The organism is Shewanella maritima, assembly GCF_004295345.1.
GTDB lineage: Bacteria > Pseudomonadota > Gammaproteobacteria > Enterobacterales > Shewanellaceae > Shewanella > Shewanella maritima.
In genome coordinates this window covers 4,388,686-4,401,745 of sequence record NZ_CP036200.1, presented here as the reverse complement: position 1 = coordinate 4,401,745, position 13,060 = coordinate 4,388,686, and the positions used below count along the sequence as shown (strand labels likewise).

Below are 13,060 nucleotides of genomic sequence, written 5' to 3'. Positions count from 1 at the left end.
CTAGTGCTGATATAAAGCGAATTCTTCAATAATTAATGAAGTAAACAGCTTGCCCGCACGCCCGAGCGGTCGCTCATGAGTCGACACTAACTGCGGGGTAAATTTAAAACGATTACCACCTCTAAAATCGACCAATTTGAGTTGTTCACTCACCAGCTCATCTGCTATCAAAAAATCTGGCATCCAACCAAAGCCTAAGCCCTTAAGTAAGGCGTTTTTCTTCATAATAAAGCCAGAAAGGTAGAACACCTTATCGCCGCCAAATTGCATCTCGTCTTTGTCGCGCTTAATTGGCGATGAATCTTCAATGGTTAACTCAACATGCTGTTGTAAATCACTAAGACTAATATCGATCTTATGAGATAATGGATGCTCATTTGCCACCACCAATAAACTGGTAATAGCTGGTAGTGCAGTGGGTTGATAGTTGGGGCCAGTGCGATAGTCTTTTACCAGCATTAAGTCAGCTTTATCTCGCTCAAACCTGTGTTGTACACCACCCAAAAACTCCATATTCAGCTGAATTTTAGTAGGAATTTGATACTCGCTCATACGTTTAAGTGCCGTCATAATCGGCTCCATCGGCAAGGCACCATCAATCACCAATTCAAGCTTAGGCTCCCAACCGTCACTAAAACGTGTGGCTAAATGCTCAATGTTGGCAAGGTGCTGCAGCAACCTTTGCCCTTCTGCCAGTATCACCTTGCCTTCAGGGGTTAACTCAGCGCGATACTTGTCGCGATTGAACAGAGTGACACCAAGGTGTTGCTCAAGCTTTTTAACCTGATAACTCACCGCAGACTGCGCCTTATGTAAGCGCTCAGATGCCTTGGCAAAACTGCCCTCCTCAACAAGCACTTGCAGTACATTAAAGGCATCAACATCTATTCTCATACGTCCTCCACTGTCAAAGCACTTTGACAAAGTTGTAAAGCAAAGTTAACCATCTATTTTTTAGATTGAGTTGCACGACTTATTATTCTTTTTTTTGTTCAAGCGAGCAACTAGATTGTTAGCTAGATCACAATTTAACTGAAGTAACTGCTGTAGTTAGCACGGTAACCAGCAAGAGTTGTCGGGCAAAACTACGACCCACAAACTGAACTAAAACCAATAACGATGTGTTTGTAAGGTTAAGTGAAAGGATTAAAAGGAACTGCTAATGCCATTTTACGTAAAACAAGGCCAAATCCCCAACAAGCGCCATATTGCCTTTGAAAAAGACAACGGCGAGCTGTACCGCGAAGAGTTGTTCTCAACTCATGGCTTTTCCAATATTTACTCCAACAAGTATCACCACAATATGCCAACCAAGGCAATTGATGTAGCACCTTACTCGGTTAATCACGGTGAAGCGTGGCAAGATGCACTGATCCAAAACTATAAATTAGACTCGAAAAAAGCCGACACCCAAGGCAACTTCTTCAGCGCTCGCAACAAGATTTTCTTTAATAATGATGTTGCCATGTATACCGCCAAAGTCACTGAAGCAACAGACGAGTTTTACCGTAACGCTTATTGCGACGAAGTGATTTTTGTCCACGAAGGTGAAGGCACACTTTACAGCGAATATGGCGAACTTGCGGTCAAAAAATGGGACTATCTGGTGATCCCACGCGGCACCATCTACCAGCTTAAATTTAACGACTTCAATAACGTGCGTTTATTTGTGATTGAGTCAGCGTCTATGGTGGAAATTCCTAAGCACTTTAGAAATGACTACGGCCAGTTAACTGAGTCTGCCCCTTATTGCGAACGCGATTTCCGCGTGCCTGAGCTTGCTGAGGCAGTCGTTGAAAAAGGTGAGTTTCCACTGGTATGTAAGTTTGGTGATAAATACCAGCTCACTACGCTTGAATGGCACCCGTTTGACCTCGTTGGTTGGGACGGCTTTGTGTACCCATGGGCATTCAATATCACTGAGTACGCACCTAAGGTTGGCAAAATCCACCTGCCACCATCAGATCACATCGTATTTACTGCCCATAACTTTGTGGTTTGTAACTTTGTACCTCGCTTATATGACTTCCACGAGAAGTCGATTCCAGCGCCTTACTATCACAACAACATCGACAGTGACGAAGTGCTTTACTACGTCGATGGCGACTTTATGAGCCGTACCGGCATTGAGCCTGGGTCGATGACGTTGCATCAAAAAGGTGTGCCTCATGGCCCACAACCAGGCAAAACCGAAGCGTCAATCGGCAAAAAAGAAACCTATGAATACGCGGTAATGGTAGACACTTTTGCACCATTACAGCTTACGACCCATGTACAGCAATGCATGAGTCAAGACTACAATCGCTCTTGGTTAGAAGACTAAGAACAAACATAAAAGCCTAACCCAAATCACTAAAGGTGATGGGCGACAAGAACAAGAGGAAAACATCATGGCTAGCGAACAAAACCCACTTGGCTTACTTGGTATTGAATTTACTGAGTTTGCCAGCCCAGATACTGATTTTATGCACCAAACTTTTATCGACTTTGGTTTTTCAATGCTGAAAAAATCAAAAGATAAAGACATCTTTTACTACAAGCAAAACGACATCAACTTTCTATTGAACCGTGGTCGCGAAGGTTTTTCATCAGAGTTTGCTAAGTCTCACGGCCCTGCAATTTGTTCGATGGGCTGGCGTGTAGAAGATGCTGAATTTGCATTTAAATCTGCAGTAGAGCGCGGTGCTAAGCCTGCAGACGATGCAAGTAAAGATATGCCATACCCAGCAATTTATGGTATTGGCGACAGCTTAATTTACTTCATTGACGTGTTTGGCGAAGACAACAACATCTACCAAACTGACTTTGAAGATCTAGAAAACCCTATGGTTATCCCAGACAAGGGCTTTATGGAAGTCGACCACCTAACCAACAATGTCTACAAAGGCACTATGGAGAAGTGGGCAAACTTTTATAAGGATATCTTCGGTTTCACTGAAGTACGTTACTTTGACATTAGCGGCGTACAAACTGCACTGGTTTCTTATGCTCTGCGTTCGCCAGATGGCAGCTTCTGTATCCCAATTAACGAAGGTAAAGGTAACAACAATAACCAAATTGATGAGTACCTGAACGAATACAATGGCCCAGGCGTGCAGCACTTAGCGTTCCGTAGCCGCGACATTGTTGCGTCACTTGATGCGATGGAAAACACCTCAATCCGCACTTTGGATATTATTCCTGAGTACTACGACACTATCTTTGAAAAACTGCCGCAAGTGACCGAAGATCGTGAGCGTATCAAGCATCACCAAATCCTGTGCGACGGTGACGAGAACGGATACCTACTACAAATCTTTACTCAAAACCTATTTGGTCCAATCTTTATTGAGATCATCCAGCGTAAAAACAACCTAGGTTTTGGTGAAGGTAACTTCCAGGCACTATTTGAATCAATCGAGCGCGATCAAATGCGCCGCGGTGTGCTTTAATAACTCGCCTTTTCCAAGCGGCTTTTCCAAGCGGCTTTTCCAAGCGGCTTTTCACCAAAGTCCGTTTACATCAAAAACCAGCCTAGTGCTGGTTTTTGTTTTTTATCGCGGTTAGAATCCGCAGCTGCCTAAGACTCAACTCATACTGAACTAAAACATGCCAGATTTAGCCGTACTTGCCGTATTTATTCCTACCTTCTTTTTTGTGTCGATTACCCCTGGTATGTGCATGACATTAGCAATGACATTAGGCATGAGTGTTGGCGTGCGCCGCACGCTGTGGATGATGCTAGGCGAACTGGTTGGGGTGGCAAGTGTAGCAATCGCTGCTGTGTTTGGTGTTGCCAGTATCATGCTTAACTATCCTGAGGCATTTAATCTACTGAAATGGGTTGGCGGCGCTTATCTTGCGTACATCGGCGTCAACATGTGGCAATCAAAAGGCAAAATGGCAATTGTTGATAATCAGCAAATCGATACCCACAGACTCGCCCTAGCCTCACAAGGCTTCATTACAGCCGTAGCCAATCCCAAAGGCTGGGCATTTATGATTTCCCTGCTGCCACCTTTTATCGATGTGAATAAAGAAATCAGCACTCAGCTTATTGTCTTACTGAGCATTATCATGGTGACTGAATTTACCAGCATGATGGCTTATGCAGCGGGCGGCAAAACCCTCAAATTATTTCTAGCTAAGGATGGCAACATCAAACTAATGAACCGGATTGCCGGTAGTTTGATGATAGGTGTTGGCGCCTGGCTGGCTTTGGGTTAAGACTTATTAAAAACAACACGTCCAACACAAACTCGCAACTACGCCCTAACCAGACAGCAACACAAAGCCACTTACAATGCGATAACCTCACTTGTTTCCTTCAAGTGTTCTCGTAGTAACATCTTTAAAACTCCTCCCCGATATACTCGCCACAAACTTTCAGTTTAATGAAATGAATACTGAGTTGATGTTATTAATTTGCCACAACTCTAATTATTTCTAATAGATCTAACCAGGTTGGTCACAACCTAAATCCTTAAGCTTTAACTGTAATCAGTCATGAGTACATCTTTGGAGGAACACCGATGGCAACTATAATCTTTTCTTGGATCATGTTTTCTATACTAGTCATGGTTGTAGCACATCGCTACAACCGCAGCAGCATAGGTTGGTTTCTTCTATCGCTAATTATTAGCCCTCTATTTTCAATCATTTTCATTCTCGTACTTGGTAAAGCTACTAGCACCCAAGAAATCATCGCTGCAAAACAGCATGCGAAACAACATAGAGACTGCCCTGAGTGTGGTGAAGAAGTAAAAGCTGTTGCAAAAATCTGCAAACATTGTAGAGCGGAATTGCAACCTATTACTCACCAGAAGCAAGAGTCCCCCAAAATCACAAAAGCAGCCAAATCAACAACGTGTATAAAATGTGGAATTAGAGAAACCCCGCGACTCGAAAACGGTGAAGCTATATGCAGTAAATGCACTGTATAACTAATTAAGCAAAACCGTAGTCAAGCGTTAAAATAGCTGTTAATTCAATGGGGGCATAATAATTTATGCCTTCCGTCTAGATACTTTCATCATGGCCTAATACCAATCTATTTATCGTCATAAAATAGAGCGCTGATTTAGTCTGTAAGTACCTGTTTAATCAATCAGGAGACGGAGAAACTGAAAAAATATGCAGTTATAGCATCTGGTGCAGTACCCACTACATATTTGTTTAAGTTTGTACTGAATAAGCTACGTATTATTCCGGTGACTGAATTCACCAGCATGATGGCTTATGCAGCGGGCGGTAAAACCCTTAAGTTATTTCTAGCTAAAGATGGTAACATCAAACTAATGAACCGCATTGCCGGTAGTTTGATGATAGGTGTTGGCGCTTGGCTGGCGCTGGGTTAGTAGCAACTCAAACCATTGCTTTACGCTTGAGATCAAAACTAGCGTTGCTATTGAGACTGACATCGTGACCGGGACTGACATTGCGCTTGCAACAATCCTGCGAGGTAAAAGCTCAATTCTCAAACAAAAACGATCCAGTTCACACACAGTTCAAAAACCAACCGTTAACGTACATTTTACATTCAGCAATTATTTCCGACCTAACGTCAACCAACATAAAAAAGTGTTATCTAGATAACACTTTAGACATTTGATTTTACGTATATTCCGCCCAAATCTTCACGCGTAATTTTAGTCGCCCATTAACAATTTAGGGTGACTCGAGAGCAGGTTAAGGAATAATGATGGCAACGAAAGCAATGCGCCATAACACGCGCAAACGCGTCATGCGTAAACAAGTGAATTATTTTATGGGTACCTTTAACTCAATGATTAAAGTGTGCTTTGTTACTGCAGTGGCTATCACTGCCATTACTTTAGCAGTAGAAGCAGGAATGGGGCTTTCTCTATAACTTTGAGTCAATACTCTGCGTCCAAATTAGCCAGACTCAAAAGTCTGGCTAATTGGTTTTAAATGGTAATTGCTTAGCTAGCTCTGCCATATAAATTTTCATATGACCCGCCTCTTGCAGGCAATAATCTTCAATCGCGTTAGCAAAACCTGAGTGCGCCACATGATGCAATGAGTGAGTTGCCACAGGCACAAAACCTCGCGCCACCTTGTGCTCTCCTTGGGCGCCAGCCTCAAACACCGCCAATTGATTCTTTATCGCATACTCTATGCCTTGATAATAACAGGCTTCAAAATGCAGCCCGTCAACTTCTACTAGTGCGCCCCAATAACGACCGTATAGATGAGTTGCAGAAGTAAAATACAACGCCATCGCAACGGTATTGCCTGTGTTGTCTGTGTTGTCTGTGTTGTCTGTGTTGTCTGTGTTGTCTGTGTTGTCTGTCGCTACCAATAACTGAATTTGCTTGGACATGGTCTTTCCAAGCTCTATGAAAAACGCCAAGTTTAGATAGCCTTGATGACCTGAGCGCTTTAAATAGGTTTGCTGATAACAAAGGTAAAAGGTTTGCCACTGTTGCTCGGTTACCTGCTCGCCTGAGATAAACTCAAATTGAATTCCTGCGTCAACAACCTTTTGCCTTTCTTTATTAATCATTTTGCGCTTGCGCGATGTCATGGTTTGGGTGAAATCACTAAAATCCGAATAGGCTAAGCTATTTGCCTTTAGCGAGCTTTCACCACTATTGCTCAAGCTTTGTTTTTGAATACTATCAGCATTGTCCAGTCCACGGTTATGCCAATGAAATTGCGTACCTAAGCGTGCAAACATGCCCTTTTGTAAACTGCCAATATCAGTTTTAGGCACAAATAACTGATGCCAGGAAGAAAAATGCTCACTGCACAGCTGCTGCAAATGTTCAGCGACTTTAGCGCGAAGCATTAAGATCTGCTGCTCAGTCAATGCTTGAGATATAGCTAACCTCGGGCCTGTTGCTGGCGTAAACGGAATTGAGCTTACAAGCTTTGGGTAATACTCAACCTCGTGCCGCTCATATGCCTCAGCCCATGCCCAATCAAATACATACTCGCCCCAAGAGTGCTGCTTTATATAAAGCGGCATAACCGCAATTAAGGTATCGCTCTCAGTTTGTTTTATCCCTAGATGAAACACTTGCCAACCCGAGCGCTCAGACACACAGCCACTGGCCTCTAAAGCATGCAAATAAGCGTAGCAACAAAACGGGTTATCACTCGCCATTAGAGCATCCCAATTAACCTGGCCAATTTCAGCAATCGAGGCGAAGTGATGTATCTCTAGCTGCTTGGAAAATAGGCTATTAAATTCAGCATTATTAGGCTGCTTTGTCTCTGTGTCATCTTGAGTTTGATTACTTTGTGTCATGGTACGGTCTGATTACTCTGCGTCATGCTATTTACTGTGCTTCATGCTAAAAGCTTAGCTTTTCCATTAGCTCATTTTTAACGACTCATGCTTATTAGATCATATTAAGTGGCTCATTTTTTACCGACCATCACTAAGCGGGCTAGTCGAGATAAAACTATCGGTAAATAGTTTTTTAAACAACACGATACCAATTTAATTAAGCCTATGGCACATTGTTTTGGTATTAAGGAAGACAATTAGGAACACCCGTGCCCAACTTTTCGAAAATCTCGCTGTGCTTATCAGCAGCCGTCATTAGCTTTTCAATTGGCTCAGCTGTACTGCCACAAACCAGTCAAGCCCGCGAAGCATCTATTTATAGCTCTAAAGCCACCGCGCAACCCATTTACGCCAAACACGGTATGGTGTCGTCTCAAGAAGCGCTAGCCACCCAAATTGGCGTCGACATTTTAAAACAAGGCGGCAATGCAGTAGATGCAGCCGTTGCAGTTGGTTATGCCCTCGCTGTGACTTTGCCGCGAGCAGGCAACCTAGGCGGTGGCGGCTTTATGTTGGTGCATTTAGCGAAGGAGAACAAAACCGTCGCCATCGATTACCGTGAAGTTGCGCCCAACAAAGCCCATCGCGATATGTTTCTAAATGAACAAGGCGATGCAGATAAAAAACTTAGTCGTGAGCACGGCTTAGCCATTGGCGTACCAGGTACAGTGATGGGCATGTCTTTAGCGTTAGAGAAATACGGCACCATGGAGCTCGAACAAGTCATAGCGCCAGCAATTAGCTTGGCTAAAAACGGCATCAGCGTGACCTCAGATCTAGCAACATCTCTTGCAGGGCTTAAGCGTCGTATTAGTCAGTGGCCAAGCTCCAAGGCAATTTTTTATCGTCCAGATGGCAGTAACTTTGATATTGGTGACGTGCTAAAACAGCCAGATCTGGCGCACTCATTAAGCTTAATCGCTAAGCACGGCAACAAAGGTTTTTACCAAGGCGAAACAGCCGAAAAGATTGTTGCCGCGGTGCAGCAAGCTGGCGGTATAATGACCTTACAAGATATGAAAAACTACAGCGTAGTCGAGCGTGAGCCGGTATCTGGCGAATATCGTGGCTATAAAGTGGTTTCAATGCCACCACCATCATCTGGTGGAACGCACATTATTCAAATGCTCAATATGCTTGAGCAATTCCCTATCGATAAGCTTGGCCATAACACAGCTGACACCTTGCATTTGATGACAGAATCAATGAAGTACGCCTATGCCGACCGTTCAGAGTTTTTGGGTGATCCAGATTTTGTAAAAGTACCAGTTTCTGAACTCACCAATAAAAGCTACGCTAAATCATTAGCCGACAAATTTACCATTAATAAAACCACGCCAAGCGCAGAAATTAAACCTGGCAAACTTGCGCCGTATGAAAGCAACCAAACCACCCACTATTCAGTAGTCGATAAGTGGGGCAACGCAGTATCTAACACTTACACGCTGAACTTTAGTTATGGTTCAGGATTAGTGGCAGCGGGCACTGGTATTTTACTTAATAACGAAATGGATGACTTTTCAGCTAAGCCTGGTACACCCAACGGCTATGGACTCATTGGCGGTGAAGCCAATGCCGTTGCAGGTAACAAGCGCCCGCTAAGCTCAATGAGCCCAACTATCGTAATGAAAGACGGTAAGCCTTATATCATTACCGGTAGCCCAGGCGGTTCACGCATTATCAATATTACCTTACAGATCATTATGAACGTTATCGATCATGGACTAAATATTGCCGAAGCTACGGCTGCGCCAAGGGTTCACCATCAATGGCTGCCTGATTATCTTCGTGTTGAACGCTCATTGAACCAAGACACCATTAAACTGCTTGAGTCTAAGGGGCATGAAGTTAAGGTTGGTAACTCAATTGGCAGCACTCAATCGATTGTCGTCACTGAAGATGGAAAGTTTGGCGCTTCAGATCCTCGAAGAGCTGGCGCACAAACCTTAGGTTACTAACCTCATACTCTCTGCATGCGCTTGAGGCTTTTTGTTGGTTTCAAGCGCGCTTTATTTCGAAAGCAAAGTCTGTCACTGAACATGTTATGCCGGTGACCATATCCACACTAACGCCGCTGTCAAACTGTATTACTGAACTAACAAATAGTGCCATGTATACAAGGTCGCCCTTAGCGCAACTTATTTTATTTGCGCCTTTCCAAACACTGTTAACCCAATCCAAGGCAATTTACATATTTAACCAAATACAAACCAGCCTACCGATACGAAATACGGTAAAAGTTTGACTGATTGGCAATCAAATCGCTAATCAGATAACCAATAAAGCCTGACTTAGTGCCACTGAAATAACGCAACACCAAAGACAATCCACACCTAAAATATCACCTAACAATCCATAACATTTAAAATTAGAGCTTTTACTCTCATTTAACATCAAACGTTACCCCCACCTTGCAATTAAATGATAACGATTATCTTTCCCCATGATTAACAGGTTAAATATCAACCAATTAAATATAAAAAAGCATAAAAACACAAAAATATCAGCAAACTAAAACCGTACTACAACCCTTATAAAATGGGCGTTTTACAGCCAAACAACAGCGCCACAAAATAGTTAACTTTTACAACAAATGAAATAAATCACGTTATCTTTTTGTGTACGGTATATAATTTAAGAAATCGCTTTACCTCAGCCATAATTTAGAAGTAAAACAAGGGGGTTCAGTGATGAGCAGACAAGGAATAGTTGCAGTTATCGGATGCAATCTTGGTGGTAAATTTGCCGTACTCTGTTTCGGTGTTAATACAACTTTTACACTAAACTTACATCAGAGAATGCCGATACATAACATGAGCGTTTAAATAACCAAATAAAACGAATAAAACTCAAACAACAAAACTTCTTGCAGGCCATTTATGAAGCTTACAAACCTTAAAATTAGGCATCGCGTTGCACTGTTAACAGTTGCCGCAATTATTTCGTTCGTTATTGCTGCCGTTATTAATAAATCAACCAGTAATAGTAACGAAGAGCGTCTAGATCTTATTCAGTACAAACTCTACCCTGCGCTGAACTTATCTACTATTAACGATGGCTTGTTACTTCAACTAGACCAACTCATCCAATCTGCTGTAACCACTGGTGAAGAAGAATCACTAGATACCGCAGCACAAATGGTTGGCCAGATCTCGGATAACTTATCGTCTCTTAGCAGCTTGTTCCCACAACAAAGACAGCAGACAGAGCGATTAAAAAGCGATTTACAAACCTATCACGTCAATGCAAATCAATTAGTTGCGGAGTTTTTAAAGGACGACGTTGATTTCAATAAAATCAAAAATCAGGCTGCAGCTAACGCTGATCGTTATCAATCACTGGTCAGTCAGTTCTCGACCATGAAAGATGAATTTGCCGTGCAGTTTGAGCATAGCATTGAAGCAACTAAAGCAGCATCTAGCGACGCCAACAGCTTTTTCGTTGTTATTAGTGTTATCACAGCCCTAGTGATGATTGCCTTAGGCGTTATTGTGAGCCGCTCAATTATCGGCACCATCAACAATGTTACCGATTCACTGCGTAACATCTCAGAAGGTGAAGGCGACCTGCGCGCTCGCATCGACTATGACGGTAAAGACGAAATCAAGCCACTTGTGCATTGGTTTAACCAGTTCGTGTCTAAACTACAGGACTCAATTGCTGATACTAAACAAACCACTGACAGCTTAAGTACTGTTTCGAATACTCTGCTTCACAGCTCGCAAAACAGTGAACAAACAGTAGAAGAACAAAACGCAGCAATTGAGCAAATATCGCAAGCTATGCGTGAAATGTTTGTCAGCGTGAGTCAAATTTCTGAGTATGCAGCCAATGCGGCAGCTGAAGCAGAAAATGCGAGTCAAGAATCTCAGCAAGGCCAAATCGTTGTTTCTGATGCTGTTACTACCATCAACAAATTGGCTGAAGAAGTACAAACTACCGCAGTGGTTGTGAATCAACTTGAAGCCTTTACCAGTAACGTAAATGACATTTTAGATACTATTCGCGGCATTGCTGACCAAACTAACTTACTGGCATTAAACGCAGCAATTGAAGCGGCTCGTGCGGGTGAACAAGGTCGGGGCTTCGCGGTAGTTGCCGACGAAGTACGTACCCTCGCCTCCCGAACTCAAGCATCGACGACAGAAATTCAACAGGTACTGCAAGAGCTACAAACGACCTCTAAGCAAGCTGTTGACGCTATGCAGCGCGGTATTGAAACCGCTGATGAAGGGGTTAAAACCACCTCGCGTGCTGGCGATGCACTGACTAGCATCACCGACAAAGTTAGCGCAATTACCGTGGTTAACGAGCAAATTGCTGCAGCCACTGAAGAACAGCACACCACATCTAAACTAATTGAACAGTACGTTGCTGAGATTGAAAGCAATGCAACTAAAGTCAAATCGACCACTGACGAAATGGGGTCAATCAGCTATGACATCCAAAGTGTCAGTGAGCGTCTACAATTAATAACAGACCAGTTTAAGGTCTGATTTTAAAAAATATTTGCTGGTGCTTACCGAGTAAGAGCCAGCAAAAATAAACGCCTAAAAGGCGAACTATGATGATGACGAGGATAGACATGAACAACTTCGCTATGAAAGCGCTTCCTTTAGCGGTTTCAGTTGCCCTGCTGCCTGCTAGTGCTATTGCAGATGACGCAACTGATAAAAAAATCGCTCAACTGGAGCAGCAAGTTAAATCTCTACAAAAGCAGCAACGCGAAAGCCTAGCTGACAAGTTCAGTTTTAACGGCTTTATCAGTGTTGCTTACACCACATCAGACAATGATGCTGGCTACAATAATTCATCAACGGGTGCTGACTTTACTGAAGACAGCAAGCTAGGTTTTCAAGGTACCTTTAAAATCTCAGATCAAACACAAGCTGTGATGCAGTTAATGACCCGTGGTGCCAACGACTGGGATATCGAAGCCGAGTGGGCTTATTTATCTCACCGCTTTGATAGCGGCATTCAAGCCCGTGCAGGTAAGCTGCGTGTACCGCTATTTATGTACTCGGACTACCTAGATGTTGGTTATGCGCAGCCATTCGCGCGCCCACCAAAAGAAGTGTATGACCCAGTGCCTTTCTCTTCTTACACCGGTGGTGATCTTGCTTATGATGTTGAATTTGAAGACTCAACACTAACCTTACAAGGTTTTGGTGGTCAATCTGACGTTGAAGACGACCTACGCAAAGTAGATCTAAACAATATCTTAGGTGCCAATATCTCTTGGACTGACTTAACCTGGACTGCTCGCGCCGTATACGGACAAACCAAAATTGACGGTGTATTGTACCTAGGCGACGATGTGGTTCCAGTTAGTGATACCACGTCTAAATTCATCGGTCTGGGCGGTAGTTATGACAACGGTAACCTACTTGCAGTAGCTGAGTGGACCCAAGTTGAAATCGAAGGCCCACTGGCCGATAACGAGTCTGGTTATCTGACCCTGGGTTACCGTATTAATGCATTCACACCTTACGTGACAGCGGCCTACTACAAAACCACTGATAACGATGAGCGTGCAATGCTACCACCTCTAGCATTCGCCTTTGACCGTGAGCGTAAAGCATACAGTGCAGGTCTTCGTTGGGATGCCATTGATAACGTAGCACTTAAATTCGACGTTACTTACCTAACAGATTTTGGTGACTCTCATGGTGGCCTAGACGGTAATATTGACCGCGCACTTTCTGGATTAGAAATGCACGACAGTTCAATGCTTTATACCGTTAAAGTCGACGCTGTATTCTAAGG

The 13,060-nt window shown here is 43.3% G+C and carries 10 protein-coding genes and 1 pseudogene; 9 read left to right on the top strand and 2 right to left on the bottom strand.

Annotated elements, in window-relative coordinates; all coding sequences use genetic code 11:
• Positions 1-894 carry a LysR family transcriptional regulator gene (locus EXU30_RS18665; protein ID WP_130602593.1) on the bottom strand — a complete coding sequence of 298 codons (894 nt, stop codon included), beginning with the start codon at positions 892-894 and terminating at the stop codon, positions 1-3.
• A 268-nt stretch (positions 895-1,162) separates the two neighbouring features.
• Here EXU30_RS18665 and EXU30_RS18660 point away from each other — a divergent pair, with 268 nt between their 5' ends.
• The 6 genes and pseudogenes from EXU30_RS18660 to EXU30_RS20330 all read left to right on the top strand — a co-directional run bounded on the left by EXU30_RS18660 (position 1,163) and on the right by EXU30_RS20330 (position 5,848).
• Positions 1,163-2,323, top strand: coding sequence for a homogentisate 1,2-dioxygenase (locus EXU30_RS18660; protein ID WP_130602591.1), 1,161 nt, complete (start codon positions 1,163-1,165; stop codon positions 2,321-2,323).
• 67 nt (positions 2,324-2,390) lie between these two features.
• Positions 2,391-3,431: a 4-hydroxyphenylpyruvate dioxygenase gene (hppD, locus tag EXU30_RS18655; protein WP_130602589.1), complete on the top strand. Its 1,041-nt coding sequence runs from the start codon at positions 2,391-2,393 to the stop codon at positions 3,429-3,431.
• A gap of 157 nt (positions 3,432-3,588) precedes the next feature.
• Positions 3,589-4,206: a LysE family translocator gene (locus EXU30_RS18650; protein ID WP_130602587.1), complete on the top strand. Its 618-nt coding sequence runs from the start codon at positions 3,589-3,591 to the stop codon at positions 4,204-4,206.
• A gap of 305 nt (positions 4,207-4,511) precedes the next feature.
• On the top strand, positions 4,512-4,922 hold the full coding sequence (locus tag EXU30_RS18645) for a hypothetical protein (protein ID WP_130602585.1): 411 nt from the start codon (positions 4,512-4,514) through the stop codon (positions 4,920-4,922).
• A 240-nt stretch (positions 4,923-5,162) separates the two neighbouring features.
• Positions 5,163-5,336 (top strand): annotated as a pseudogene (locus EXU30_RS18640) (LysE family translocator); the annotation flags it as partial.
• Positions 5,337-5,677: 341 nt separating this feature from the next.
• Complete coding sequence (locus tag EXU30_RS20330) at positions 5,678-5,848, top strand: hypothetical protein (RefSeq protein ID WP_165399051.1); 171 nt, start codon at positions 5,678-5,680, stop codon at positions 5,846-5,848.
• A 48-nt stretch (positions 5,849-5,896) separates the two neighbouring features.
• On the opposite strand, the gene EXU30_RS18635 is transcribed toward EXU30_RS20330, so the two are convergent.
• Positions 5,897-7,252 (bottom strand): GNAT family N-acetyltransferase, encoded by a 1,356-nt coding sequence (locus EXU30_RS18635; protein ID WP_130602583.1) that lies wholly within the window; start codon positions 7,250-7,252, stop codon positions 5,897-5,899.
• A gap of 296 nt (positions 7,253-7,548) precedes the next feature.
• Here EXU30_RS18635 and ggt point away from each other — a divergent pair, with 296 nt between their 5' ends.
• The 3 genes from ggt (at position 7,549) to EXU30_RS18620 (ending at position 13,058) form a co-directional block, all read left to right on the top strand.
• Complete coding sequence (gene ggt, locus EXU30_RS18630) at positions 7,549-9,252, top strand: gamma-glutamyltransferase (protein ID WP_242620430.1); 1,704 nt, start codon at positions 7,549-7,551, stop codon at positions 9,250-9,252.
• Between the two features lie 921 nt (positions 9,253-10,173).
• Entirely contained in the window at positions 10,174-11,790 is a 1,617-nt protein-coding gene (locus tag EXU30_RS18625) for a methyl-accepting chemotaxis protein (RefSeq protein ID WP_130602581.1), read from the top strand.
• 89 nt (positions 11,791-11,879) lie between these two features.
• Positions 11,880-13,058 carry a porin gene (locus tag EXU30_RS18620; RefSeq protein WP_130602579.1) on the top strand — a complete coding sequence of 393 codons (1,179 nt, stop codon included), beginning with the start codon at positions 11,880-11,882 and terminating at the stop codon, positions 13,056-13,058.
• Positions 13,059-13,060 lie beyond the last annotated feature (2 nt).

Bases quoted from the DNA above. Each gene is read 5' to 3' on its own strand.
- EXU30_RS18645 (WP_130602585.1), top strand. From the start codon at position 4,512: ATGGCAACTATAATCTTTTCTTGGATCATGTTTTCTATACTAGTCATG.
- EXU30_RS18665 (WP_130602593.1), bottom strand. From the start codon at position 894: ATGAGAATAGATGTTGATGCCTTTAATGTACTGCAAGTGCTTGTTGAG.
- EXU30_RS18660 (WP_130602591.1), top strand. From the start codon at position 1,163: ATGCCATTTTACGTAAAACAAGGCCAAATCCCCAACAAGCGCCATATT.
- EXU30_RS18635 (WP_130602583.1), bottom strand. From the start codon at position 7,252: ATGACACAAAGTAATCAAACTCAAGATGACACAGAGACAAAGCAGCCT.
- EXU30_RS20330 (WP_165399051.1), top strand. From the start codon at position 5,678: ATGATGGCAACGAAAGCAATGCGCCATAACACGCGCAAACGCGTCATG.
- EXU30_RS18620 (WP_130602579.1), top strand. From the start codon at position 11,880: ATGAACAACTTCGCTATGAAAGCGCTTCCTTTAGCGGTTTCAGTTGCC.
- hppD (WP_130602589.1), top strand. From the start codon at position 2,391: ATGGCTAGCGAACAAAACCCACTTGGCTTACTTGGTATTGAATTTACT.
- EXU30_RS18625 (WP_130602581.1), top strand. From the start codon at position 10,174: ATGAAGCTTACAAACCTTAAAATTAGGCATCGCGTTGCACTGTTAACA.
- EXU30_RS18650 (WP_130602587.1), top strand. From the start codon at position 3,589: ATGCCAGATTTAGCCGTACTTGCCGTATTTATTCCTACCTTCTTTTTT.